Raw genomic sequence first — 25,581 nt, forward strand, 5'->3', positions numbered from 1 at the left:
ACCACCAATTAACTAAACAAACCCTTGTAAGTATGCAATATTACACTTACCTTTGCACCCACAATTAACAAAATAATTCACGCTTTAATATTATTTACGTAATGTATTTAAGTACAGAAGAAAAACAAGAAATTTTCGCAAAACACGGTAAAAGTGCAGTAGACACAGGTTCAACCGAAGGTCAGGTAGCATTGTTCACTTACCGCATCGCACATTTAACAGGGCATTTGAAAAAAAACAAACATGATTTTTCAACCCAATTATCACTGCAAAAATTAGTAGGTAAACGCCGCGGATTGCTGGCTTACCTTTACAAAAAAGATATTTCAAGGTACCGTGCCATCATCAAAGCGTTAGCGCTTAGGGATATCATTAAGTAACTTAAACTTATTTTTTACAAAAAGCCGTCTCTTTAAGGAGATGGCTTTTTTACTTTGAATAAATATACACACTATAAAAAACCGGTACGCTCTAAAAGATGAAAAGCGTATCACAACGAAAACAAGATGAGTTTAAACGTAATTAAAAAAGTAATCGATTTAGGTGACGGCCGCACCATCGAGATCGAAACAGGAAAACTGGCCAAACAAGCTGATGGATCAGTGGTAATAAAAATGGGTGATACCATGCTATTAGCTACTGTAGTATCATCGCAAGAAGCAAAAGAAGGAGTTGATTTTTTACCTCTTTCTGTTGATTATCAAGAAAAATATGCTGCTACCGGTCGTATTCCCGGTGGATTTTTACGCCGCGAGGCCCGTTTATCAGACTATGAGGTTCTAATCTCTCGTTTGGTTGACCGTGCTTTGCGCCCAATGTTCCCTGAAGATTATCATGCTGATACACAAGTAATGATATCTTTAATATCAGCTGATAAAGATATTATGCCCGATTGCCTTGCCGGTTTGGCAGCATCAGCAGCATTAGCTGTTTCTGATATCCCTTTTAACGGACCTATATCAGAAGTTCGCGTAGCTAAAGTGGATGGCAAATTAATTATCAACCCAACTTTAACGCAGTTACAAACTGCTACTTTAGAGTTTATAGTAGCCGGTTCTGAGCATGATATTAACATGGTTGAAGGTGAAGCAAACGAAATCCAGGAAGCTGAATTAGTTGAGGCAATTAAATTTGCGCATACAGCCATTAAAATTCAGTGCCTGGCTCAAATAGAATTAGCCGAAGCTGTTGGTAAAACGGTAAAACGTACTTACAGCCACGAAAATAGCAACGAAGAGCTTAAAAAAGCTATCTACGCTGCTACTTACGACCAGGTTTATGCTATAGCCGGCGCCGCATCAGGTAAAGATGAGCGTAGTACTAAGTTTAAAGAAGTTCGTGACGCGTACATCGCTACTTTAGGCGAGATAGATGATGTTACTAAATTCTTAGCTAAAAAATATTATCATGATGTGGAGTATGACGCTATACGTAACCTGGTATTAGACGAAGGCAAACGTTTAGACGGCCGTACAACTACGCAAGTGCGCCCAATATGGAGCGAGATTGGTTATTTGCCATCTGCTCACGGTTCGGCTGTATTTACACGTGGCGAAACACAATCATTAACCACCGTTACCTTAGGTGCCAAGGATGATGAGCAAATGATTGATGGCGCATTCATCAACGGATACCAAAAATTCTTATTGCATTATAATTTCCCTGGTTTTTCAACCGGCGAGGTTCGTCCTAACAGGGGAGCCGGCCGTCGTGAAATTGGCCATGGTAATTTGGCTATGCGTTCATTAAAAAAGGTATTACCTGCTGATGATGAAAATCCTTACACTATACGTATAGTTTCTGATATCCTTGAATCAAATGGTTCTTCATCAATGGCTACGGTTTGTGCCGGTACATTAGCTTTGATGGATGCAGGTATCAAGATCAAATCGCCGGTATCTGGTATCGCGATGGGATTGATCACTAACGAGATGGGTACCAAATATGCTATCCTTTCTGATATTTTGGGTGATGAAGATCACTTAGGCGATATGGACTTTAAAGTAACAGGTACCAGCAATGGTATTGTTGCGGTACAAATGGACCTTAAAATAAATGGTTTATCATATGAGGTATTAACCAACGCGTTAATCCAGGCTAAAGAAGGCCGTCTTCATATCTTAGGTGAAATGAAGAAAACCATTGATACCCCTCGTGAAGATTACAAACCACACGCTCCGCGTATTGTTACTATTCGTATTGATAAAGAATTTATCGGCGCGGTTATCGGACCTGGTGGAAAGATCATACAAGAAATGCAACGCGAAACCGGTGCTACTATTTCAATTGAAGAAGTAGGTAACCAGGGTGTAGTACAAATATTTGCTGATAACAAAGAAGCTATTGATAAAGCAGTAACCCGTATTAAAAACATTGCTTCTAAACCAGAAGTAGGCGAAATTTATGAAGGTAAAGTAAAATCAATTATGCCATTTGGCGCATTTGTTGAAATTATGCCGGGTAAAGATGGTTTGCTGCACATTTCGGAAATTGACCACAAACGTATTGAAACAATGGACGGCATTTTTGAAGTTGGTGATGAAGTACGTGTTAAATTGCTTGATGTTGATAAACAAGGTAAATTAAAACTTTCACGCAAAGTTTTATTGCCTAAGCCAGAAGCAGCTCAATAGTAATACTAATTACAAACAGTAAAAGCCTTATAAATAAGGCTTTTACTGTTTATTTTATTTTTTTTTATTTTTTTAAAACAAAAAATTCTTTTTTAAACTTTGTATTAGTTAAGCGTTAGTTGATAATAAGCGTTAGTTGATAAAAGCTAAAAGGCCGATCCAATTGAAAAATGACCTCTACTACCAATGATCCCTTAGACTTTCTCAATAACGATAATAATTCTGGTAAACCTGCCGGCCCGCATGCCGACCTGGTGCAGATGTTATTGTATGAAATACTAAGAGTGAAAGAATTAATAGCCTATTATGACTCCATTCCCAATGGTGGCGGGAAGCTTGGTTCCTCAATTTTAAGTGAATTGGTTGCAGAAGCCTATAACTCATTAGTTAACTATGATGTGGTGCTTATGAAAAAATACTATGATCTGTTGCAACACTGTGACTGATGCTTCGCAGTGATTAGAGATTAGTTAATTAGAGATTAGTTAGGATATTACTTCTTAGAGAACTAACTTTGATAATAATTAAAACTAACTGTAAACAAAGTTCTAAATCAGGCAAGCCTAATCTCTAATTAACTAATCTCTAAATGAACCACTTAATTGCTCCATCAATTTTAGCTGCTGATTTCGGTAATCTGCAACGCGATATCGAAATGCTTAACCAAAGTGAGGCAGACTGGATACATGTTGATGTAATGGATGGTTTGTTTGTGCCTAACATATCATTTGGTTTCCCGGTAACCAGCGTGGTTTATAAGCATGCTACAAAGCCTTTAGATGTACATTTAATGATAGTTGACCCTGACCGTTATTTAAAAGGCTTTAAGGATGCAGGAGCGGCTAATATCACCGTACACTTTGAGGCATGCCCCAATTTACACCGTACTATACAGGTTATAAAAGAATTGGGATGCAAAGCAGGGGTGGCCCTTAATCCGCATACGCCGGTTGCCATGCTGGAAGATATTATTACTGACCTGGACCTGGTTTTGATAATGTCTGTAAATCCGGGTTTTGGGGGACAGCATTTTATTGAGAATACGTATAAAAAAGTAAAAGAAATAAGAGAATTAGCCGATCAGCACAACCCGCATTTGCATATTGAGGTTGATGGCGGAGTTGATAAAAGCAACGCGGCAAAGCTCGTCTCGGCAGGCGCAAATGTACTGGTTGCGGGCAGCGCGGTGTTCTCATCGGCTAACCAAATGGCCATGATATCGGGCCTTAAACATCCCGAAAAGTTATTACAATTGTAATAAAAGCAGCCCAACAAATTGAAATAATTTAATATTTGCAATAAAACACGCTTTTATTGAATAGTTGTATTTTTTTAAAATAAGTGTAAACAAATCATACAAACTTTGTCAAATTAATTATCTTTGCCCCAGCAAAATACGAAGTTCTTAATTCGATATAAAGCAAAAACCAATTTTCAGTATATATGAAACATAATTTTGGTGCCGGACCGGGCATCCTACCTCATGAAGTTTTAAAACAAGCTGCAGCGGCAGTAGTAGATTTTAACGGGATCGGATTATCTCTTTTAGAGATATCGCATAGATCGGCAGAATTTGAGGCCGTTTTGGATGAAGCCGTAAAATTAGTGAAGGAATTATTAGAAGTTCCGGAGGGTTACTCGGTATTATTTTTACAGGGCGGTGCAAGTACACAATTTGCAATGGTGCCTTATAATTTGTTGCCTGAAGGCGGCAAAGCTGCTTACCTTGAATCGGGTGTATGGGCAAATAAAGCATTAAAAGAGGCTAAGTATTTTGGCGAGGTTGAAGTGGTTGCTACATCAAAAGAAAGCAACTTTACTTACATCCCTAAAGACTTTACCATACCTGCTGATGCGGCTTATTTCCACATTACATCAAACAATACCATTTACGGCACACAATTACATAAATTCTTCCCGTCGCCAATACCGGTTGTTTGCGATATGTCGTCTGATATTTTTAGCCGTAAAATTAATGTTGCCGATTTTGGTATCATATATGCAGGCGCGCAAAAAAACATGGGCCCCGCAGGTACTACCTTAGTAATTGTTAAGGATGAGATATTAGGCAAATCAGGACGCAAAATACCTGCAATGCTTAACTACCAAACGCAAATAGAAGGCGGCTCAATGTATAATACACCGCCGGTATTTGCCATATATGTTTCAATGCTTACGCTTAACTGGTTAAAATCAAAAGGCGGTGTTGAAGCCATTGCAAAAGAGAATGTCGCTAAATCTAAAGTATTGTACGAAGAGATTGACCGCAACCCGCTATTTAGAGCAGTTTGCGCTGTTGAAGATCGTTCGGATATGAACGTTTGTTTTGTGAGCGAAAATCCTGAGCATGAAAAACCGTTCCTTAAGCTATGTGATGAAAAAGGAATTGTTGGCATTAAGGGCCATAGAAGCGTAGGTGGTTTCCGTGCTTCTATATATAATGCATTGCCTATCACAAGCATTTACGTGTTGATTGATGCGATGCAGGAGTTTGCTGAGAGAAATAAATAACTTTTTAATCATTAGGTCATCGAGTCATTAGTCATTGTATGGCGGGAATGACTTAATGACCCAATGAAACAATGATATAATAAGATGATCAAAATATTAGCTAACGATGGCATAGATCCCATCGGCAAAAAAATGTTAGAAGATGCCGGTTTTGAGGTTGATACTAACAATATACCACAGGATGAATTACCTGTTAAGTTACAAAATTACGATGCTATAACTGTACGTAGTGCAACTAAAGTACGCAAAGCGTTAATTGATGCTTGCCCTAATTTAAAGTTGATTGGCCGTGGCGGTGTTGGTGTTGATAATATTGATGTTGACTATGCTAAAGAAAAAGGCATTGGTGTTTATAATACGCCTGCTTCTTCATCACTATCAGTTGCCGAACTGGTTTTTGCGCAATTATTTACCGGCGTGCGTTTTTTGCATGACAGTAACCGCAAAATGCCGGTTGAAGGCGGCACCAAATTTAACGACCTGAAGAAAGCTTATGCCAAAGGTATTGAGCTCCGCGGCAAAACCTTAGGCATTGTAGGCTTTGGCCGTATCGGGCGCGAGGTTGCAAAAATTGCTATCGGCGTTGGTATGGATGTTATAGCTTATGATCTTTTCCCGTTCAATCCCGAAGTAGAAATTGTTTTAGGTACAGGCGGTACTAAGGTTAACGTAACAGTTAAAACCAGTACTCTTGATGAGATCATCAAAACAGCCGATTTTATAACCTTACATACACCATTTATTGATAAAGCTTTAATTGGTGCCGATGAATTAGCTAAAATGAAAAAAGGCGTACAGCTAATTAACATCTCTCGTGGTGGATTAATTGACGAATTAGCTTTGGTTGATGCTTTAAACAGCGGCCAGGTATCATACGCGGCATTAGATGTGTTTGATAACGAGCCAACCCCCCGTGCAGAGATATTAACACATCCTAAGATTTCATTAACCCCACATATCGGTGCTGCAACTAACGAAGCACAGGAGCGTATAGGCGTGGAACTTGCCAGTTTAATAATCGGGCATTTTAAGAAATAGTGACAATTCACAACAACCCAAAAAGGCCCCGATTTATCGGGGCCTTTTTGGGTCTACCTCCACCCGTCATTGCGAGGAACGAAGCAATCTCTACGTAGGACAGTCAATATGATAAATTTCATTCGAGGATTTATCTTAAACCGGGATTTGAGGATGTTGATTAGCGTGCGAAGAGATTGCTTCGTTCCTCGCAATGACCCGTTGGATAGGTTTGTCGCTACAGTATATAACTAACTCCCTTTTCCGGAATAACAACCGAATACCCATCCGCTGTTAACGAATCTGATAGGGCCTGCATACTGCTTTCTTCGCCATGCACCAGGTAAACGCCTTTAAGTTTGGCTTTATCCTGCTGTTTAATGTTGCTTACAAGGTCCTCATGATCGCCATGAGCGCTGAGTACGTCTGTTTGCTTGATGGTGGCATATACAGCCAGGTCGCGGTCCTTGATGTGTACTATCGAATCACCACGTAATAAACGATGGCCCAAAGTGCCTTTGGCGCAATAGCCTATGAATAGTATCGTACAATAGTAGTTTTGAATGTTATAAAAAAGATGATCCTGTATGCGGCCACCTTCCAGCATGCCTGCTGAGGAAATAATGATACAAGGCTCAAAATAATTTGATATCTGGCGGCTATCCTTTAATGTTTCAACATAAGTAAGGTTGTCAAACTCAAACTCATCACCCTGCGATCTGTAAAACTCCTGCGCTTCTTTATTAACAAGGTCATGATATTTACGGAAAATGCCGGTAGCCATACTGGCCATTGGGCTATCAACAAATACTTTAACAGGCGGCAATAGCCCGCTGCTGAATATTTTATTCAGTGAATAAACTAATGATTGTGTACGCCCGATGCTAAACGCGGGGATTATCATTCGGCCCTGCTCTTTAATACAACATTTATCAATAAATTCAACTAAAGTGTCTTCAACGCTTTTGCCTGTTGTATGCATGCGGCCGCCGTAGGTTGATTCTGTTACAATAAAATCAACCGGGGGCAAAGGTTGCGGGTCATCCAGTACCGGATAATTTTTACGACCGATATCGCCGGTAAAGGCAATGGATTTTTCTGTTCCGCCGTCATTTACTTTAAATAGGGCAGCTGCCGCGCCCAATAAATGGCCCGCAGGTATAAAAGTAAGCTCAATATCGCCGGTTATACGGAAGGGTTTATTAAAGCCAATGGTTACAAACCTATCCATCGCATCCATTACATGCTTTTGCAGGTATAATGGTTGCGCGTTGGTATTGAATTTTCCCTTACCATGCTTACGGCTTTTGTGTGCCTTATTCATGAATATATTTACTGAATCTAATAACAATAATTCAGTCAGGTCGGCAGTGGGTGGGGTGGATAGTATCTGGCCGTTAAACCCTAAACGCACCAGTGTAGGTATATTGCCCGAATGGTCAATATGCGCATGAGTTAACACCACCACATCTATTGCAGCCGGGTCAAATGGAAAGTTTTCGTTTGATTGTATGCTGCGATCTTTTTCATAATCAAGCCCGCAATCTATTAATATTTTATATTGGCCAACCTCAAGTAAGTGCATGCTGCCCGTAACCTGCCGGGCGGCACCATGTATAGTTAATTTCATTAACGTTGTTTGTCTTCTTTTGCGCGTATCTGGTTTCTTAACAGCATTAAAATTATCATCAACAGGATAATCACAATAATTATAAAATTACGCGATGCTTTATTCTGTAGTTCGGCATTTTTATCGCCCAGTTTCTTTAGCTGATCTACCTGGTCTCTTAACTGTTTTATGGTGTACATAAATCCTAAAGCATTTGTTTCTGTTTCTTTAGATTTATCCTGAACCTGGTTTTGCTGAAAAGTACGGTATTCTAACAATATCTTCAACTGCTTGTAAATATCATTATCCGTTTTAACAATATCCATCAAAATATCGTTACTCCGGCGAATGTCTTTTTTTGTTTGCAGGCCAAAAATGCCGGTATGCTCACTTAAGCTTTTATCATATTGACCAAACTTAAGGCTACGCTCGGCAAGCATGCTGTTAATTTTTTTTCGCTGCAACTGATAAGCTAACGAGTCTGAATTTGCCTGCGCAAACACATCAGCAAATAAAAAGCAAAGCAATGCAACCAGTATTATTTTCTTCATGCTATATATTCAAAATCAATTATTACACTATCGCCCAGGTTTAATCCAAGCAAACCGCTGGCATTACCTTTGTTAATAGCTATTTCTAAATGGTCGCTAATTCCAAACAGGCAAAGCTTTTCGCCTTCGGGCACCTCATTATAGTGCCAGCTTAAATGATTTATAGTTTCGTTACGTTTAAAATACAAGGTAAACTGTCTGCCTCGCTGTACTTTGTTAAAAAATTCTTTGGTAATATTAGTGATTACATTCTGGAACGAGTCAATATATATTACCGCGCCTTTTATCAGGCTCTTTTCAATAACAGGTTGCAAGTTCATTTTATTTTCAATGCTGCTTATAGGCAAACCTATTTCTGATAAATTTTTACCGCTTGCCAGGTGGCAGGCTGCTTTTACAAAAATATCGGCAAGGGGGAAATGCAAAAACTTCAGGTCCTGCATTATGTTTATTTCCACCATCTCATCAGGTTCTGTATTAAACATTAAAGAAAATATGCCATTATCGGCACCAACAAAATAATGATTTTTATAGCGTACAGCAAGGTATTTGGTATGATCGCTGTAAACGGTATCAATACCAATAAGGTGTACAGTATTGTCTGGGAAATAATAAAAGCTGTTTTTTAATATAAAGGCGGCTTGTTGTACATTATAGGCGGCAACACTATTTGTTATATCAACAATATTAACGGTGGGCAACAATTTTAATATGCTTCCTTTAAGGGCAGCTTGATAAATATCTTTATCGCCCAAATCAGTAGTTAAAGTTATTATTGCCATTAATTTTTTAAATATTTATTACTAATCTTGTACAAGCGTTAGACGCTGCAAATATTCAATTTTTAATTCATAAAAATCAGCAACAAAATAATCAAAATTACTATTGAACGAGCTCAAACTATCAATTGAAAATATTAACCCCGCTGTTTTATGGGGGCCAAATAATGATCATTTCGAGATCATAAAAAAACAATATCCAAAGCTTAAAATTGTTGCACGCGGCAGCGAGGTTAAAGTATTAGGAGATGAGCGTGAACTAATTATTTTCGAAGAAAAGTTTAACCATTTGCTGCAGCATATTGAAAAGTTTGAGAATTTAAACATCACAGACCTGGAAAGGGTGTTGGGCTCTAAGATAGATATTAATGCAACTGTCGATCAGGCAGCTGATAAATTTGCCAGCGGCGAGGTTATTGTTTTTGGCCCTAATGGTGTTATGGTTAAGGCGCGTACAGCCAACCAGCGTAAAATGGTTGATTGTATTAATAAAAGCGATATACTGTTTGCTATAGGCCCTGCCGGTACCGGTAAAACCTATACCGCGGTTGCTTTAGCGGTAAGGGCATTAAAAAATAAAGAGATCAAACGTATCATCTTAACCCGTCCGGCTGTTGAAGCAGGAGAGAACCTTGGGTTTTTGCCGGGCGATTTGAAGGAAAAGATAGATCCATACTTGCGCCCGTTATATGACGCGTTGGATGATATGATACCCGCTGAAAAGCTGAAATTATATTTAGAGAACCGCACCATTGAAATTGCGCCGCTTGCATTTATGCGTGGGCGCACGCTTGATAATTGCTTTGTGATTTTGGATGAGGCGCAAAACGCTACCGATATGCAGTTAAAAATGTTTTTAACACGTATGGGGCCGTCGGCTAAGTTTATTGTTACGGGTGATGTTACACAAATAGACTTACCTAAAAAACAACAATCTGGCCTGCATACTGCCCTGCGCATATTAACGGATATTAAAGGAATTGAAATAGTTTATCTAAGCGGCGAAGATGTTGTAAGGCATAAACTGGTAAGGAAAATATTAGAAGCTTACGGAGATATACAATAGTAGTTATTAGAGATTGAAGATTAGAGATTAATTATGCAGCTTTTATTTCGCCTGCTTAACTAATCTCTAATCTTTAATCTCCAATCTTTAATAACCCATGAACGCAATAAAAGAAACACATTTTAATTTTACCGGGCAGACTAATTTTTATAAGGGAAAGGTTAGGGATGTTTATACCATTGGTAACAAATACCTGGTAATGGTGGTAAGCGACCGTATATCGGCATTTGACGTGGTGCTACCAGAGCCTATCCCGTTTAAAGGGCAGGTATTGAACCAAATTGCGGCCAAATTTTTAAAAGCTACTGCCGATATCGTTCCTAACTGGGTGGTTAGTGTTCCTGATCCCAGCGTTACTATCGGGCGCATTTGCGAGCCATTTAAGGTGGAGATGGTAATAAGAGGTTATTTAGCCGGCCACGCTGCACGTGAATATAGTGCAGGCAAAAGAGAAATATGCGGCGTAAGCTTACCCGATGGTTTAAAAGAAAACGATAAACTGCCCGAACCTATTATTACGCCTACAACTAAAGCCGCGGTAGGGCATGATGAAGATATATCCAAAGAGAATATATTAAAACAAGGTATTGTATCTGTTGAAGATTATGAACAGTTAGAAAAATTTACCAAAGCTTTATTTGCACGCGGAACCGAAATTGCCGCTAAGCAGGGTTTGATTTTGGTAGATACCAAATATGAGTTTGGCAAAGCCGGTGGCAAGATCTATTTAATAGATGAAATACATACGCCCGATTCGTCGCGGTATTTTTATAGCGAAGGATATGTGGAAAGACAAGCGAAAGATGAGCCGCAAAAACAGTTGTCAAAAGAGTTTGTAAGGCGGTGGCTGATTGAAAATAATTTCCAGGGAAAGGATGGGCAGGTTATACCTGTTATGACGCCCGAAATTGTACAGTCTATATCTGAACGTTATATTGAATTATATGAACAGATAACCGGCGAAAGCTTTATAAAACCCGAAGGAGAAAATGTGCTGAACAGGGTAGAAAGCGCTATAAAAAAAGCGCTGGCAGCATTGTGATTTTTATTTGTAAATAATGTGTTATATTAGCATTTAAATTACAGAAGAAAAAATGAAGTTTACAGTTGATAAACACGAGAAGTATATTTTGTTGAAACTCAATGAATCAAAATTGAACTCATTGGTTACTCCACAATTAAAATCTGAGTTGATATTGATAAACACAGAGGGGCAAAGAAATATAATTCTTGACCTTTCTCAGGTTAAATTTGCTGATTCTTCCGGGCTAAGTAGCTTGCTTGTGGGCCATCGTTTGTGCAAAAATGCAAATGGTTCTTTTATTCTTACCGGATTAAATGATGCTGTTACCCGTTTAATTACTATTTCTCAATTAGAAAGTGTCCTTACTGTTGTTCCTACATCAGGAGAAGGCATTGACTTAATTTTTATGGAAGAGATAGAAAAAGAATTAAAAAAAGAAGCAAGATAATACTTACATTGTTTACCTGATATGAAATTTGAGGTAACAATTCTCGGAAGTAGTTCTGCAACTCCTATATATAATCGAAATCCAACCTCACAGGTGCTTAATATTAATGAGCGCCTTTATTTGATAGATTGCGGCGAAGGCACACAACAACAAATGCTTCGCTTTGACGTTAGGGCAAGCCGCATTGATCATATTTTTATCAGCCATCTTCATGGAGATCATTACCTGGGCCTGGTAGGCTTATTATCATCTATGCACCTAAACGGGCGTAAAAAACCCTTGAAGTTGTTTGGCCCGCCACAGCTTAAAGAAGTTATCGATCTGCAGTTTAAATATTCTGAAACTCATTTACAGTATGATATTGAATTTACCATAACCAATCCCAATAAAGCCGAAACTATTATAGCTAATGAAGATGTTATTATTGAAACTATACCTCTCGATCACAGAATAGCCTGTACGGGTTTCTTATTCAGGGAAAAGAAAAGGTTAAGAAAGCTGTTAAAAGATGAACTTGAACGGATAGGGGTGCCGGTTGAAGTTTATACTTCATTAAAAAAAGGTGCTGACTATACTAATCCGGAAGGCAAGATTTATAAAAATGATACCCTTACGGTTGATTCGGATAAACCTAAAACCTATTCCTACTGTTCTGATACAATATACAACGAACAATATTTTGACCAGATAAATAATTCAGACCTGCTGTATCACGAGGCCACTTTTTTGCATAATATGGTTGACAGGGCAAATGAAACATACCACACAACCGCTTTACAGGCTGCAGAGATAGCCGTAAAAACAAATGCTAAAAAATTGCTGATAGGCCATTTCTCTGCACGCTATAAAACCCTGGATGAGTTGTTGGAAGAGGCCCAAAGTGTATTCCCCGAAACCAGCCTTGCTATTGAAGGAAAGACGTTTGTTGTGTAAAAATAGCTTGTAACTTACCACAACGTCATTGCGAGGAACGAAGCAATCTCTGCACTTGCTAATCAAATATGAAAAGTATTATTCAAGGCACTGCATAACACAAACAACTCTTATATTGAATATCCTATGTAGAGATTGCTTCGTTCCTCGCAATGACGCACGGGGGATTTATTTATCCTTCTTCCCGCCGCCAAATACAGAGAAGTGAACATAACGTTTAGGATTTGCTTTCAGATCTAAGAACAGCAAGTTCAGATTATCAGAGGCGGCCTGTAAGTTTTTATATAGCTTATCATCGTTTAACAATAACCCCATCGAGCCTTTGTTGCTGTTGATATTAGCCATAGTGGCTTGCAGATCGGCAACAGCTTTATTGGCATTATCCAATGTTTGCCTGATGTTTGAATTGGCCAGATCACCGCTAAATCTTTGAAGATTTGAGGTAATGCCTGTTAAACCGGCACTGGTGTTTTTTAAATTTGAAGATACATCTTCTGCATTAGATAAAATACCGTTAATGTGCCCGGTTTGCGCGGCAACCAAGTTATCTATCTTTTTAGTTGTGCCTTCCAGTGTTTGCAATGCGTTTGCAATGCTGGTGAAGCTCCTGTCCACATTTTTTTGAAAGTTTGGGTTTAGTATCTTATTAATTGAAGCAAGGGACGAATCTAATTTGGTGATCAGGTTTTCGGCTTTGGTTTGTATAGGCTGCAGGCTTTCTGCCAAACTGCCTTGGATATCAGCACGTAGTGTATCCCTGTTTTCTGCAAGTTCTTTACTATCTCCTAATTCAAAAATAATGGCTTTACCGCCCAATAGATCAGTGCTTACTAATTTGGCAAGTGTATTTACCGGTATTTTATATTCAGATTTTATTTTAAATTCAACAGTGGTGCGCCCATCCTGATCCAGTTGCATTCCTGAAACGTGACCTATCGGGAAACCATTTACCAATACCGGTTTTGATACAGATAGCCCATCTACACTTTTATATACAGCATAAAATTTATTGGAACCCGAAAACAAGTCATTTCCTTTTAAAAAGCTATATCCAAATATAAGTACAGCAATTGCTATGGTGGTTAATGCGCCTATTTTGGTTTCGTTTGATATATTCATAGTGTAGATTTAAGATTTGAAATATTAAATTTGAGATATTTGGATGAAATATAAATGAATTTAATTCACTTATGTTTCATCACATCTCCAATCTAAGCCTCACATCTTGTTTATTTTAGAACCTGCTCCACCTCGTCCTTGTAATACTTTAGGGCCCTTACAATAGAACTTACTATTTCGTCCTGTCCTTTTTCAGAATTTAAGTAGGCCTCATCATCAGGGTTATTTATGTATCCTGTTTCAACCAATACTGCCGGCATTGCACTATGGCAAAGCACTAAAACACCTTGTTCGCGTATTCCCTCGCTGGGCCTGCCATCAGTCTCAACAAATTCTGTATTAATCAAATTTGCCAAATGTATGCTCCCTTGCCTGAATTTGCTTTTATACTGGTTTATCAGGATAATAGATTCCGGGTCATTCGGGTCAAAGCCCGCGTTCATTTCGGCGTCTTCACTTTCACCGCCCTCCAACTGGTTTTGTTTTATAGCCTTTTCTTCTTCTTTTGTACGGTGCAAACCATAAACAAGCATTAAAACGCCCTTGCCAGACCGGTTAGGAACACTAACCGTATTATAAACAGGTTTACCGTGTCTATGGCCAACTACTTCCCGCACACGCCTGTCTGATAATGAATTGCAATGTAATGATATAAAAAGGTTACCCTTATTTTCATTAGCTATCTCTGATCGCCTTTCCCACGAAACATCTTCTTCTGTTGTGCGTGTTAATACCGCTTTAACATTGTTTAACTCTTTTTCTATCGCTTTTTGCAATTTTAAGCCTATTGCAAGCGTTACACCTCTTTCGGTAGAAAAAGAACCTGATGCACCATGAGAGAAATGACCAGTACCGGTAGGTTTGCCGCCATGACCCGGATCAATAATAATTGTTTTAAGTTTAAAACCACTATTTACAACGGTATCTTTTCGTACTATAGGGGCTAACTTAAATGAAAATAGAGAAAAGCACACCAGTAATGCCGATAATCCACAAATCAATCTTTTCAATGCCTTATTTTTCATTATTTTTGAACGCTGTTAAAACTTATATCTGCAAAAATACTATTCATAATCAATTTTGAAATTCATAAACTTATTTTTTCTATTTGCACTTATCTTAATAGTAAACCTGGTGGCTTTTGCGCACAAAAGCAGGGTTATTATTAAGAGGCCTGTTGTAGATACAATAATAAAGCTCGATTCTACAAATAAGTACCCAAAACTCTCTAAAGGTAAAAAATCTAAAGCAACTTCCACAGCAAAAAAGGTTGTTGGTGCAGACACTACCAAAAAAAATCAAACTCTTGATTCGGAAATAAAAGAAATTGCTGCCGACTCTGCAACTAATGATGTAGAAACCGGAATTAGCCAGCGGTTTGGCAAAGCGCGGGTAACTTATGGTGATTTTGAACTGGATGCTGATTATATAAGGATAGACAGAAAACAACACATCATATTTGCCAGCGGGCGCATAGATCCGAAAACCAAGCGATATGTAGGCAGGCCTATATCTAAACAAGGTAGCGATAAACCTATTACATCTGATTCTTTACAATTTAATTACGAAACAAAAAAAGGGCTTATTCATAATGTTTTAACAGAGCAGGATGGTAATTATATATCGCACGGCCAGGCCAAAAAAATTAGCGAAACAGAGGTTGCTTACCATAATATTATTTTTAGTGCCTGCGATAAACCCGACCCGGACTATGGTATAGTTATTACCCGTGGTATTGGCGAAAAAAACAGGATTATTTCAGGCCCGGCATATTTGGAGATAGAGGGAGTACCAATACCCATTGGCATCCCTTTTGGTTTTTTTCCAAAACCAGATACACGTTCATCCGGTTTAATATTACCTACACCAGGCGAAGATGCAACCTTAGGTTTTTTCCTGCGTGATTTTGGTTACTATATGGGGTTGAGTGATTATGCCGATCTAACAAATTTAGGTACTTATTACTCAAACGGATCATACGAGGTGAGCAGTACGTTAGATTATATGAGCAGGTATAAGTATAGCGGGAATTTAGCATTAAGCTACGGCTCTCACAATTACGGGCTGGCTGGCGACCCCCCTGCGCGTGATTTTCACATAGCATGGACACATAGCCAAAACCCAAATGCAAGTCCCGGGAGTACATTTAGTGCTTCTGTAAATGCCGGTACATCAAGCTTTTATCAAAACAACCCGGCCTCAATTGGATATAATTTGCAGCAGCTCACACAAAATGCTTTACGTTCAAGTATTTCTTATTCAAAAAGCTGGACAGGTTGGGGCGGAGCGCCTTTAAACTTAACTGTCGGGCTTTCGCATAGCCAGGATCTAACCCTTAAAACTGTTTCGCTGGAATTGCCAAGTTTAAACTTTAGTATGGGTACTATTAATCCGTTTGATAAAAGAGACAGGGTTGGCGAACAAAAATGGTATCAAAAAATCACCATAGGATATACCATGACTGCAACTAACAGGGTTACTGCCGTACCCGAAAGCCAGTTGTTTACAAGTGAAACACTCACAAAGAGATTGCAAAACGGTATTCAGCATTCAATTCCGTTGGGTTTCAATTTAACTGTGCTTAAGTATTTTCAATTTGGTATAAATGTTAACTATACCGAGCGGTGGTATCTGCAAACAATAAGAGAGCGGTATGCACGTGCCGACTCATTGGTTACCGATACTATACCAGGTTTTCAAAGAGCCGGGAATTACTCAATGGGGGTAAGTTTATCAACAAAAGTTTATGGTACAATAAACTTTAAAAACAGCAAAATAAGAGCCATACGCCATACAATGACGCCAAGCATCGGGTTTGGTTATAGTCCGGACTATTCGGGTTTTAATCATACTTATAACCGGTCTATTGTAAGTAATGCCAGTATACCTTATCCGGTTGTTTATACAAACTATTCAATTTTTGATCACTCTGTATACGGCGGACCGTCGGGCCGCAGGCAGGCCGGAATAAATATAAGTCTTGATAATAGCCTGGAAGCAAAAGTGAGGCCCAAAAGTACGGATACATCACAAACCGACAGGAAAATACAGCTATTGCAAAGCTTATCTTTTTCAACAACTTATAATATAGCGGCTGACTCATTCAAGCTGTCGCCAATTAGTTTTTCCGGCCATACCAGTGTGTTGCATGACCGGGTAAATCTTAGCTTTGGCGGAACCCTGAATCCATACGAAACGCGTGTAATGGATTCGGTATCTTCAGGCCAGATCCAGCATTATAAAAGAGATGTAAACAGGTATACACTGCAAGACGGTAAACTGCCAACGATTCTTGGCTTTAATTTTTCGGCAAGCGCCAGTTTAAATCCGGCCACATTTCATCCCAGCCCAACCGCGCCGGCAGGCAGTACCTATCAAACCGCCACACCAGATCAGCTGCAAAAAATGGCTCTATATAATCCGGATCCGGGCGCCTATATTGATTTTAATATACCTTGGAACCTTTCGCTTAATTATAGTTTTAGCTATAGTAATGCTTATATCAGTACCAGTAATACCAATACCTTAATGATAAGTGGTGATTTAAGCCTTACCAAAAAATGGAAAATACAATATAATACCAACTATGATTTAAAAGCACTCAAGTTAAGCAGTGCCACATCATTTGCAATTTACCGGGATCTGCATTGCTGGGACCTGTCAATACAATGGCTGCCGTTTGGTTATTATAAATCATATAGTGTTACTTTGCGCGTAAAATCAACAATTTTACAGGCCTTAAAGCTTAGTAAAAAGAGCGATTATACCAGTAACTCATACTTTCAACAATAGCATGCATGCAGAAATAATTACCATAGGCGACGAAATATTAATAGGCCAGATTGTTGATACCAATTCGGCATGGATGGCACAGCAATTAAATAATGCAGGTATCCGTGTAAAGCAAATATCATCAGTATCTGATGATAAACAACATATATTAACGGCTTTAGCCGAAGCCGCTAACCGGGCAGATATTATTTTTATAACCGGTGGCCTGGGCCCAACAAAAGACGATATCACCAAAAACACACTTGCCGAATATTTTGGCGCAGAAATGGTAGAGAACAAGGAAGCATTAAATAATGTAACACGTCTTTTTGAAAAATATAAACGCCCATTGCTTGAAGTTAACAGGTTACAGGCACAAGTACCCCAAAACTGCGAGGTTATATTGAATAAAAATGGTACGGCACCCGGCATGTGGTTTAACAGTAATGGCAAAATATATGTGTCTATGCCCGGTGTACCATTCGAGATGATGTATATGATGGAGGAGGAGGTGATACCGAAAATTAAATCTTTGTTTAAACTCCCGGTAATTATTCATAAAACTATTTTAACGGTAGGCGAAGGCGAGTCTTTTTTGTCTGAAAGAATTGCTGATATTGAAGATTCGCTTCCTGCGCATATTAAACTTGCCTATTTACCCAAACTGGGCCAGGTGCGTTTGCGTTTAAGCGGTTATGGCGAGGACGAAGTTATTGTAAGTAAAGAAGTAAATAAATATGCATCAAAAATAATTGAGCGTGTAAGTGAATTTGTAGCTGCTGAAGAGGACGTACCGCTTGAAAAAGCCATATTGAACTATATGACCGAAAGGAGGCTCACCCTATCAGTTGCCGAAAGTTGTACAGGGGGCTATATATCTCATTTATTTACACAGCATGCCGGCTCATCAAAAGTATTTTTTGGCGGCGCCATATCCTATTCGTACGAATTGAAGGAAAGTATATTGGGCGTTAAAAATGAAACCCTGTGGCAATTTGGCGCAGTGAGCGAAGAAACCGTGACCGAAATGGTTGAAGGCGCACTGTTAAATTTTAAATCAGATTATGCCATAGCCGTAACCGGTATTGCCGGGCCAGATGGCGGCCTTCCGGGTAAACCCGTAGGAACCGTATGGATCGCGGTGGCATCTGCCCGAAAAACTGTTGCAAAGAAATTCACATTTGGTAGCAAAAGGCAGCAAAACATCGAAAGGAGTGCCACAGGGGCATTATCAATGTTGAATACTTTACTTAAGGATGTTGAGAAGTAAGGAACGGTTTTTCTAATTTTGACCAAAGAACTATATTTTATTGTATGGCTAAATACCAACTGTTATTGCCGAAGATGGGTGAGAGTGTTGCTGAAGCAACAATAATTAAATGGCTTAAAAACCCAGGTGATTATATTGAGGCGGATGAGGCAGTAATGGAAATTGCTACTGATAAAGTTGACTCCGAAGTTCCATCACCGGTTTCCGGAAGATTAGTTGAACAACGCTGCAAAGAAGACGACGTTGTGCAGGTAGGCTCTGTTATTGCCATTATTGAAACAGATACAGCAGAACAGGCAGCACCCGCGCCACAACCGGCAGCATCGCCGCAACCTGTACCTGCGCCACAGCAAAGCTATCAGCCCCCGGTTGCAGCAGCGCCCCAGCCACAAAATATTCCCGGGACCGAACAGCTTGAACAAAGGAGTCAGGCCCCTGCTGCACAACCAAATGCAGGAGATTTTAAAAGCGAATCAAGGTTTTATTCTCCTTTGGTTAAACATATAGCATTACAGGAAAATATAAGTATTAATGAGTTGGACCGCATACCGGGCAGCGGTGCCGAAGGGCGTTTAACTAAGGATGATTTATTAAACTATATTAGAAATAAAACGGCCGGAGGGCCACCACCTTCGCAAGCTCAAGCACCGCAACCTGTTCAGACACAAGTTCAGCAGCCAGCGGCCCAGCAGCCGGCTACTGGGCAACCTCAAAAACCAGCGCAGCCGGAACCGGCAACAGAGCCTGTTAAGCAAGCTCCGGCAACATCAACATCAGGAGTTGATGAGATAATTGAGATGGACAGGATGCGCCGTTTAATAGCCGATCACATGGTTATGAGCAAGCATACTTCGCCACACGTTACCTCGTTTATTGAAGCTGATGTGACAGGTTTAGTACTATGGCGCGAAAAAATAAAAAAAAGCTTTGAAAAACGTGAAGGCGAAAAAATAACCTTTACCCCGATATTTATTGAAGCAGTTGTTAAAGCCATAAAAGATTATCCTATGGTCAACGTATCTGTTAACGGTACACAGATCATTAAAAAAGCGGCTATAAACATTAGTATGGCCACCGCTTTGCCAAACGGTAACCTCATTGTACCGGTAATTAAAAAGGCAGACGAGTTAAACCTGCTTGGCCTTACCAAAGCGGTTAACAGCCTGGCTAATAAGGCCCGTACCGGTAAACTGCAACCTGATGATGTTAAAGACGGAACCTTTACAATAACAAATGTAGGTACATTTGGTAATGTTATGGGTACGCCTATAATTAACCAGCCACAGGTAGCTATTTTAGCTGTTGGCGCTATAAAAAAGAAACCAGCCGTTATTGAAACAGCCGAGGGCGACGTTATAGCCATCAGGCACATGATGTTCCTGTCGTTATCTTATGACCATCGTGTGGTAGATGGCGCACTGGGAGGGTCATTTTTACGCCGGATAGGTGATTACCTGGAAAACTGGGATACCGATAAGGAAGTATAATTCCTCAAGAATCTTCGTAATATTCAAACAACCATGCCTGTTTTTAGTTTAAACAAGTAGAGGCGGTATTATACTGCTCATTACTTAAACTACAACTACCATGGAAAACTATGAAACTTTAGTGGATGCCACTAATGATTTGATGAAAAGAGGATATACTGCTAATTTAAGCATGGAGGGAGATACTGTTGATGATAAATCCCGGAATATACATATGACTGCCGACGATTTTTCTATAGATGAGTTTTATAGGTTTGAAGGGGCAAGTAATCCCGCGGATATGTCTATAGTCTACGCTGTTAGCTCCCCTAAATATAATTTAAAGGGCATTATCGTAAATGCTTACGGCACTTATGCCAATGACAGCTCATCGGCCATACAAGCTAAACTGCACCATTATATGGTGAGTGGTAACCTGCACGGCAGCGACAGGCCAACGCCTTAGATCATCTCTAAAAGACTTACGAAGTTTTTAAAACTTCGTAAGTCTTTCTACTCCAATTCCTTCAAAAGCTTCTTCCCTTTACTTTGTATAGCAGCAGTTCCATTACGCATTAAATAATGCAGTTGGTTAACCAACTCTTCTGTTATCCAATCGTAACGATGCCGTAAATTAAAGAGCGCCTCGGCCGTAAATGCTTTTACGGCAATTTTTATTTTGGGATCTATCATCCAATCGAAAAGTTGCTCCACCACGTGTTCAAGGTCCAGGGTTTGCACCTTTTCTTTTATGATCTGTGGGGCACCTGCATCTGTAATATGCATAACTATTTTGGCATAGTGCCTTTTACTGCCGGGTGCTTTAACCACAGCCATTTTTGATAAAAGGTACTCGAGGTCAGGCAGGTATATTTCGGGATCTTGCAGAAAGACATTTTCTAATAACCATGTCGCACGGAAAGCAATATCATTATCAGGGTATAAGGTAACGGCTATAAGGTCGCGCAGGTTAAACTTATTATCAGTTAATAGTTTACCAAGTTCAAGCACTTTTATTTTGCCTATGGTAGCATTAATTTGCTTAATAAGTTCAGCTTGATCCATAACCGGTTAATATTTTGCGATAAACGAAAATAAAAAATATAACACTATCCTTACTCATACAAATTATCTAAATCATACATTTGTCCACCACTTTTATAATGACTAACTATACATGGTTAAATTCAACCGATTTATATTAAACAATGGCCTCCGTGTTATTGTGCACGAAGATAGTACTACCCCGATGGCAGTAGTTAACATTTTATATGATGTTGGCTCGCGAGATGAAAACCCTGAACAAACAGGTTTTGCCCATTTATTTGAGCACTTGATGTTTGGTGGTTCGGTAAATATTCCAAATTATGATGGACCTTTGCAACAGGTAGGAGGCGAAAATAATGCTTTTACCAGTAATGATATTACTAATTATTATATCACGCTGCCATCTGCCAATTTAGAAACCGCTTTTTGGTTAGAGAGTGACCGTATGTTAAACTTAGCTTTTAACGAGAAAAGCCTCGAAGTGCAACGCAACGTGGTAGTTGAAGAGTTTAAACAACGCTACCTTAATCAGCCTTATGGCGATGTATGGTTGCGTTTAAGGCCATTAGTTTACAAAAAGCACCCATATCTTTGGGATACCATAGGAAAAAACATTGAGCATATTGAAAATGCTAAAATTGAAGACGTAAAAGCCTTTTTTAAAAAGCACTACAATCCGCAAAACGCAATAATGGTTGTTGGCGGCGATGTGAAATTTGAGCAGGTTAAAGAACTGGCCGAAAAATGGTTCGGGCCCATTCCGCCAGGAGAAAAATATTACCGGGATTTACCCCAAGAACCAGAGCAGCATGAAGTGCGCCGCGAAACAGTTACTGCAAAGGTCCCGTTGAATGATGTATATATCGCATTGCAGATGCCGGGCAGGAGGGAAAAAGAATTTTATGCGGTTGAGTTGATGGCTGATATCCTTTCGCGGGGAAATTCCTCACGTATGTACCGTAACCTGGTAAAAGAAAAACAATTATTTAGCGAGGTACATGCCTATGTTTTAGGTAGCCTGGATAAAGGCATGTTTGTACTGGAAGGTAAACCAATTGCGGGTATATCTGTTGAAGATGCTGAAGCCGCGTTATGGAACGAGGTAGAGCAATTAAAAAATCATGAAGTGCCGGCTGATGAGCTAACCAAGGTTCAACACAAAACAGAATCGACCATGATATTTTCTGAAATGTCACTGTTAGATAAAGGGATGAACCTGGCTTATTACGAATTGATAGGCGATGCGGAATTGCTTAACCATGAAACCGAAAAGTTTTTAGCAGTAACACCTGCACAAATAAAAGAAGAAGCCAATAAGCTATTCAGAAAAGATAACTCCTCTACACTAATTTACCTGGCTGAGCAATAATGATAAATAGAAAGACGGCCCCTGATTTCAGGCCAATAGAGAACATACATTTAATTAGGCCCGAACATAAAAAGCTAACTAATGGCTGCGATGTTTTTTGCTTTAACTCGGGCGACCAGGGATTGGTTCGTATTGAATGGATATTTCATAATTTACGTTTCGATCCTGCAAAACCGTTATTGAATATGGCGGTTAATACCATGCTTACAGATGGCACACATACTTTATCCGCTTCAGAAATTGCGGATAAGATAGATTTTTACGGTGCTTTTTTATCTGTGGATTATGGCTTTGAGCAGTCGCTGGTAACATTATACTCGTTAACAAAACACCTGGATAAAACATTACCTGTTGTAAAGGATATTTTAACCGATTCTATTTTTCCTCAAAAAGAACTGGAAACCTTTATTCGCAATCAACAGCAAAAGTTACAGGTGAGCTTGCAAAAAAATGATGTGGTTGCACGCCGTACTTTTAATAAAGCGCTATATGGTAATACCATATATGGGTTAACTCCTGATGCTGATGATTATAAAACCTTGCAGCGCGAAGATATGCTGGTTCATTTTAAACACATGTATCAGCCCTCAAATTGCACGTTAATTATTGCAGGCAAAGTTGAACAAGACACGCTTGACCTGCTGACCGGTACTTTTGATAATGCCTGGGCAAGTACAACCATTGCTGCAGACATCACACAGCCAAACATTGCGCATTCACCAGAGCATTTTTATTTTGTAGAAAAACCCGAAGTTTTGCAATCTGCTATACGCATGGGTTTGCCGTTTATTAACCGTGAGCATCCTGATTTTCCGGCTGTGCAGGTATTAAATACTGTTTTGGGCGGCTATTTTGGCTCAAGGCTGATGAATAATATCCGCGAGGACAAAGGTTACACCTACGGAATAGGATCAGGCATAAGCTCATTTAAACAAGGTGGGGCCTTGTTTATAGTTACCGAAGTTGGGGCCGATTTTTGCAAAGCTGCCATCATCGAAATTGAAAAGGAAGTAGAGTTATTAAAGACCGCGATAATCCCTGATGAAGAGTTATCGCTGGTGCGTAATTATATGCTGGGGTCGTTACTGGGTAGTTTGGAAAATGTATTCTCGCATGCTGATAAATTTAAGAACCTGTATTTTTCAGAAATGGGTTATGATTATTATGACCGCTATACCGAGGTTGTAAAAACGGTAACAGCCGGGGAGTTGCTTATATTGGCTAATCAGTATTTGGATTTTGCTCAGTTTTATAAAGTGATTGTAGGGAAATATTGATGGTCTGAACGATGAATCATAAGATTAAAGGATTGCCATTATTTTGCAATAATTTGGTCAAGTTAATCTTATAATCTTACGATTCATGGTTCAGACAATAACAATTCCGAAATCCAACTTTCGAAATCCGAAATATTTCATTAGCTTTGCCCGGCAAATAATACCTCCAAATAATTATTTGCTATGCAGTCAGACCCATCAAAATTTGTTGCCGAAGGTTTAACCTACGATGACGTATTACTACTCCCGGCTTATTCAGAAGTTTTACCGCGCGATGTTAACACGGGGTCTTTTTTAACCAAAAAGATCAGGCTAAATATACCCTTAGTTTCGGCCGCGATGGATACCGTAACCGAGGCGCAATTGGCTATTGCCATGGCCCAGGCCGGTGGCTTAGGCATGCTCCATAAAAACATGAGTATTGACCGCCAGGCAGATGAGGTACGTAAAGTAAAACGTTCTGAAAGCGGAATGATACAGGACCCCATTACTTTGCATGAAGCATCAACTGTTGGGGACGCGGTTAAAATAATGCGCGAATTTAGAATTGGTGGTATCCCTGTTGTTTCTAAGGACAATAAACTAAAAGGTATCATTACTAACCGCGATTTGCGTTTCCAAAAGGAAATGAGCAAACCGGTGCAGGAGGTAATGACTAAAGTTGACCTCATCACAGCTGCAAAGGGCACTACTTTATCACAAGCTGAGGGGATACTTCAACAACATAAAATTGAAAAGCTACCCGTTGTTGATGCTAATGGCGTATTGATCGGACTGATCACATTTAAAGATATTCAGAAATTTAAAAACTTCCCCAACGCCTGTAAAGACGAGCATGGCCGTTTACGTGTAGGCGCAGCTGTAGGTGTTACTGCCGATACAATGGATAGGGTAGATGCCCTGGTAAAAGCCGGAGTTGATGTTATAGCTATTGATACCGCTCACGGTCATTCAAAAGGTGTTATAGATAAATTAAAAGAAGTAAAAGCTAAATATCCCGATCTGCAGGTAATTGCCGGCAATGTTGCCACAGGTGATGCTGCTATTGCGCTTGCAAATGCCGGTGCCGATGGTGTAAAAGTGGGTATAGGTCCGGGTTCTATTTGTACTACCCGTATTATCGCGGGGGTGGGTGTTCCGCAGCTATATGCGGTTTATGAGTGCGCTAAGGCATTGAGGGGCACCGGTGTTCCGGTTATTGCCGATGGCGGCATTAAACACACCGGAGATATTGCTAAAGCTATTGCAGCAGGTGCAGGCACTATCATGGCAGGTTCACTATTTGCAGGTGTTGAAGAATCACCGGGTGAAAGCATCATTTATGAAGGTCGTCGTTTTAAATCATACCGTGGCATGGGTTCGATAGAAGCCATGGAGCAGGGTTCAAAAGATCGCTATTTTCAGGATGTGGAAGATGATATCAAGAAATTAGTACCCGAAGGCATTGTGGGCCGTGTACCTTATAAAGGAACGTTAGCTGAAGTAATATACCAGTTTGTGGGCGGTTTACGCGCCAGTATGGGTTATTGTGGTGCTAAGGATATAGAAGCATTGCAACAGGCAAAGTTTGTACGTATAACAGCATCAGGCATACGCGAATCACATCCGCATGATATAACTATTACTAAAGAAGCGCCGAACTATACAAGATAGTGATTAGTGATTGGAGATTAGTGATTAGGCCTGTCAAG

The 25,581-nt window shown here is 39.6% G+C and carries 23 protein-coding genes; 17 read left to right on the forward strand and 6 right to left on the reverse strand.

Annotated elements, in window-relative coordinates; translation table 11 throughout:
- Positions 1 to 101: 101 nt before the first annotated feature.
- The 6 genes from rpsO to JWR23_RS16020 all read left to right on the forward strand — a co-directional run bounded on the left by rpsO (position 102) and on the right by JWR23_RS16020 (position 6,182).
- Positions 102 to 380 carry a 30S ribosomal protein S15 gene (rpsO, locus tag JWR23_RS15995; protein ID WP_299501827.1) on the forward strand — a complete coding sequence of 93 codons (279 nt, stop codon included), beginning with the start codon at positions 102 to 104 and terminating at the stop codon, positions 378 to 380.
- 126 nt (positions 381 to 506) lie between these two features.
- On the forward strand, positions 507 to 2,633 hold the full coding sequence (locus JWR23_RS16000) for a polyribonucleotide nucleotidyltransferase (protein ID WP_299517288.1): 2,127 nt from the start codon (positions 507 to 509) through the stop codon (positions 2,631 to 2,633).
- A gap of 170 nt (positions 2,634 to 2,803) precedes the next feature.
- Positions 2,804 to 3,079 (forward strand): hypothetical protein, encoded by a 276-nt coding sequence (locus JWR23_RS16005; protein WP_299517290.1) that lies wholly within the window; start codon positions 2,804 to 2,806, stop codon positions 3,077 to 3,079.
- Positions 3,080 to 3,222: 143 nt separating this feature from the next.
- Positions 3,223 to 3,891 (forward strand): ribulose-phosphate 3-epimerase, encoded by a 669-nt coding sequence (rpe, locus tag JWR23_RS16010; protein WP_299517292.1) that lies wholly within the window; start codon positions 3,223 to 3,225, stop codon positions 3,889 to 3,891.
- A gap of 185 nt (positions 3,892 to 4,076) precedes the next feature.
- Entirely contained in the window at positions 4,077 to 5,144 is a 1,068-nt protein-coding gene (gene serC, locus JWR23_RS16015; protein WP_299517294.1) for a 3-phosphoserine/phosphohydroxythreonine transaminase, read from the forward strand.
- A gap of 84 nt (positions 5,145 to 5,228) precedes the next feature.
- Positions 5,229 to 6,182, forward strand: a complete 954-nt coding sequence (locus JWR23_RS16020; protein WP_299517296.1) for a D-2-hydroxyacid dehydrogenase — start codon at positions 5,229 to 5,231, stop codon at positions 6,180 to 6,182.
- A gap of 217 nt (positions 6,183 to 6,399) precedes the next feature.
- Here JWR23_RS16020 and JWR23_RS16025 read toward each other — a convergent pair whose 3' ends face one another.
- From JWR23_RS16025 to JWR23_RS16035, 3 genes are read right to left on the reverse strand one after another with little or no spacing between them, the layout of a single operon-like run.
- Positions 6,400 to 7,791: an MBL fold metallo-hydrolase gene (locus JWR23_RS16025; protein ID WP_299517298.1), complete on the reverse strand. Its 1,392-nt coding sequence runs from the start codon at positions 7,789 to 7,791 to the stop codon at positions 6,400 to 6,402.
- The gene (locus JWR23_RS16030) at positions 7,791 to 8,321 is read right to left on the reverse strand and encodes a hypothetical protein (protein WP_299517300.1); all 531 of its coding nucleotides are present in this window, start codon (positions 8,319 to 8,321) and stop codon (positions 7,791 to 7,793) included. Before JWR23_RS16030 ends, JWR23_RS16025 begins: the two co-directional genes overlap by 1 nt.
- On the reverse strand, positions 8,318 to 9,103 hold the full coding sequence (locus JWR23_RS16035; protein ID WP_299517302.1) for an SAM-dependent chlorinase/fluorinase: 786 nt from the start codon (positions 9,101 to 9,103) through the stop codon (positions 8,318 to 8,320). The genes JWR23_RS16030 and JWR23_RS16035 overlap by 4 nt, the downstream gene beginning before the upstream one ends.
- A gap of 103 nt (positions 9,104 to 9,206) precedes the next feature.
- On the opposite strand from JWR23_RS16035, the gene JWR23_RS16040 reads away from it, so the two are divergent.
- The 4 genes from JWR23_RS16040 (at position 9,207) to JWR23_RS16055 (ending at position 12,571) form a co-directional block, all read left to right on the forward strand.
- A complete protein-coding gene (locus tag JWR23_RS16040) occupies positions 9,207 to 10,166 on the forward strand; it encodes a PhoH family protein (protein ID WP_299517304.1) in 960 nt (319 codons plus the stop codon).
- Between the two features lie 97 nt (positions 10,167 to 10,263).
- Positions 10,264 to 11,208: a phosphoribosylaminoimidazolesuccinocarboxamide synthase gene (locus JWR23_RS16045; protein WP_299517306.1), complete on the forward strand. Its 945-nt coding sequence runs from the start codon at positions 10,264 to 10,266 to the stop codon at positions 11,206 to 11,208.
- A gap of 52 nt (positions 11,209 to 11,260) precedes the next feature.
- Positions 11,261 to 11,638: an STAS domain-containing protein gene (locus JWR23_RS16050; protein ID WP_299517307.1), complete on the forward strand. Its 378-nt coding sequence runs from the start codon at positions 11,261 to 11,263 to the stop codon at positions 11,636 to 11,638.
- A gap of 21 nt (positions 11,639 to 11,659) precedes the next feature.
- Complete coding sequence (locus JWR23_RS16055) at positions 11,660 to 12,571, forward strand: ribonuclease Z (protein ID WP_299517308.1); 912 nt, start codon at positions 11,660 to 11,662, stop codon at positions 12,569 to 12,571.
- Between the two features lie 168 nt (positions 12,572 to 12,739).
- Here JWR23_RS16055 and JWR23_RS16060 read toward each other — a convergent pair whose 3' ends face one another.
- Both JWR23_RS16060 and JWR23_RS16065 read right to left on the reverse strand, forming a co-directional pair.
- Positions 12,740 to 13,690, reverse strand: a complete 951-nt coding sequence (locus JWR23_RS16060; protein ID WP_299517309.1) for an MlaD family protein — start codon at positions 13,688 to 13,690, stop codon at positions 12,740 to 12,742.
- A 110-nt stretch (positions 13,691 to 13,800) separates the two neighbouring features.
- Positions 13,801 to 14,715 carry an N-acetylmuramoyl-L-alanine amidase gene (locus JWR23_RS16065; protein WP_299517311.1) on the reverse strand — a complete coding sequence of 305 codons (915 nt, stop codon included), beginning with the start codon at positions 14,713 to 14,715 and terminating at the stop codon, positions 13,801 to 13,803.
- Between the two features lie 109 nt (positions 14,716 to 14,824).
- Here JWR23_RS16065 and JWR23_RS16070 point away from each other — a divergent pair, with 109 nt between their 5' ends.
- The 4 genes from JWR23_RS16070 (at position 14,825) to JWR23_RS16085 (ending at position 20,663) form a co-directional block, all read left to right on the forward strand.
- The gene (locus tag JWR23_RS16070; RefSeq protein WP_299517312.1) at positions 14,825 to 17,482 is read left to right on the forward strand and encodes a putative LPS assembly protein LptD; all 2,658 of its coding nucleotides are present in this window, start codon (positions 14,825 to 14,827) and stop codon (positions 17,480 to 17,482) included.
- 1 nt (position 17,483) lies between these two features.
- Positions 17,484 to 18,731, forward strand: coding sequence for a competence/damage-inducible protein A (locus JWR23_RS16075; protein WP_299517314.1), 1,248 nt, complete (start codon positions 17,484 to 17,486; stop codon positions 18,729 to 18,731).
- 44 nt (positions 18,732 to 18,775) lie between these two features.
- Positions 18,776 to 20,218 carry a dihydrolipoamide acetyltransferase family protein gene (locus tag JWR23_RS16080; protein WP_299517315.1) on the forward strand — a complete coding sequence of 481 codons (1,443 nt, stop codon included), beginning with the start codon at positions 18,776 to 18,778 and terminating at the stop codon, positions 20,216 to 20,218.
- A gap of 100 nt (positions 20,219 to 20,318) precedes the next feature.
- On the forward strand, positions 20,319 to 20,663 hold the full coding sequence (locus JWR23_RS16085; RefSeq protein WP_299517317.1) for a phosphoribosylpyrophosphate synthetase: 345 nt from the start codon (positions 20,319 to 20,321) through the stop codon (positions 20,661 to 20,663).
- 47 nt (positions 20,664 to 20,710) lie between these two features.
- Here the strand turns inward: JWR23_RS16085 and JWR23_RS16090 are convergent, their stop codons facing one another.
- Positions 20,711 to 21,262, reverse strand: a complete 552-nt coding sequence (locus tag JWR23_RS16090) for a hypothetical protein (RefSeq protein ID WP_299517318.1) — start codon at positions 21,260 to 21,262, stop codon at positions 20,711 to 20,713.
- A gap of 112 nt (positions 21,263 to 21,374) precedes the next feature.
- On the opposite strand from JWR23_RS16090, the gene JWR23_RS16095 reads away from it, so the two are divergent.
- The 3 genes from JWR23_RS16095 to guaB all read left to right on the forward strand — a co-directional run bounded on the left by JWR23_RS16095 (position 21,375) and on the right by guaB (position 25,543).
- Positions 21,375 to 22,613 (forward strand): pitrilysin family protein, encoded by a 1,239-nt coding sequence (locus tag JWR23_RS16095; RefSeq protein WP_299517319.1) that lies wholly within the window; start codon positions 21,375 to 21,377, stop codon positions 22,611 to 22,613.
- Entirely contained in the window at positions 22,613 to 23,890 is a 1,278-nt protein-coding gene (locus JWR23_RS16100) for a pitrilysin family protein (protein ID WP_299517320.1), read from the forward strand. The genes JWR23_RS16095 and JWR23_RS16100 overlap by 1 nt, the downstream gene beginning before the upstream one ends.
- A gap of 183 nt (positions 23,891 to 24,073) precedes the next feature.
- Positions 24,074 to 25,543, forward strand: a complete 1,470-nt coding sequence (gene guaB / locus JWR23_RS16105) for an IMP dehydrogenase (protein ID WP_299517322.1) — start codon at positions 24,074 to 24,076, stop codon at positions 25,541 to 25,543.
- Positions 25,544 to 25,581 lie beyond the last annotated feature (38 nt).

The organism is Mucilaginibacter sp., assembly GCF_028288205.1.
Classification (GTDB): Bacteria; Bacteroidota; Bacteroidia; order Sphingobacteriales; family Sphingobacteriaceae; genus Mucilaginibacter.